The sequence below is a fragment of the Flectobacillus sp. genome (genome assembly GCF_049240685.1).
Taxonomy (GTDB): Bacteria; Bacteroidota; Bacteroidia; order Cytophagales; family Spirosomataceae; genus Flectobacillus.
Map to the genome: position 1 here is coordinate 1 of NZ_JBMLSD010000416.1, position 1,186 is coordinate 1,186.

Here is a 1,186-nt window from a genome sequence, read left to right on the forward strand (position 1 = left end):
TATTAAAAATGTACACTCGAAAACAAAAATAGAAGGATAATATTTATCCTTCTATCTTGTTTTAATATAAGTTGTATTAAAACTGGATTTTGAATCTCTTCTCTCAATTTAGGAAGTATTAAGTAATCGTGCAGAATGAGATTTATTTATATGGTTAGGCACTAGGCAACAGGCGCAAGGCAAAGAGTATTAAAATGTTTTTTAGTAACCACAGCCATGCTTTTTTCCAAAGCCCACCGCCGAAAGCCGATACCTGAAAGCCTAAAGCACAATCTTAAATTTTATTTTGCACGATAACTTATAGCTGATATACGATTTACAAATAACTTCTTTCTATTTAGTTTGATGAAAGTTGACCTATTTCCTCTGCTGACAAGGCACGTTTATATATTTTCACTTCATCAATGGTACCAATAAATCCTTGTCCAGTATGTCTATTCCCCACATAAAATCTTTGAGTTCCAAAGCCATACCCAGCAGATTTTCCCTCTATGGGCAAACGTCCAATTTGCTTTCCATCTATATAGGCCTTAAAGTTATGCCCATCACGAGTAAAAGCTAAATGCACCCACTTTTGGGCAACCATAGAAGACAATGTATTCGGTGTGACTACCAAATTGCTACCATCTTCGTTGTAGCTGGTCAAAGCCCAACCCGAAACGCCATAATAATTGTTGGATATATTGATAAGTTGATCTCCTCCCGAAGAACCTATGGACATTGCTGTCCTAATAGTACCTTCTGTTGGAACAGATTCAATCATAGCCCAGAGCGACACCGTAAAATCGTTTTTAATAGCAGGCTTTGGAAATTCAATATAAGAGATTCCATCAAAGTAATAAGCGCTATTGGCATTGCCATTTTTATCATCTGTCAGTCGAGCACGGTAAATACTGATAGCATTATTGGTTCCTTTCAAATCATTCGTGTTTCCATTAAATGAATAATATGAAATAAAGTCTTTGGGGCTTAAATCAGAGTTTTTACACCCCAAAAAACATAATAATAATGGAATATAGTGAATAAATTTCATGAACAAGAATGAGATTTAATCTCAGAGCTAAGTACCAATCCTACCTTTTCTTCGCTACCAACACATACGTACAAGCATCTTTATCTATAGTATCTTGTGCTGTAATTTTATCAAAAAAGATAATCTGAGGTTGCATAATAATAGCTAAAAGAG

Annotated in this window: 1 protein-coding gene; it reads right to left on the reverse strand. The window is 34.9% G+C overall.

Features of this window, described 5'->3' with window-relative positions; translation table 11 throughout:
- Positions 1 to 337: 337 nt before the first annotated feature.
- Complete coding sequence (locus ACOVQ4_RS19025) at positions 338 to 1,033, reverse strand: LamG domain-containing protein (RefSeq protein ID WP_421822190.1); 696 nt, start codon at positions 1,031 to 1,033, stop codon at positions 338 to 340.
- Between the last annotated feature and the right edge of the window lie 153 nt (positions 1,034 to 1,186).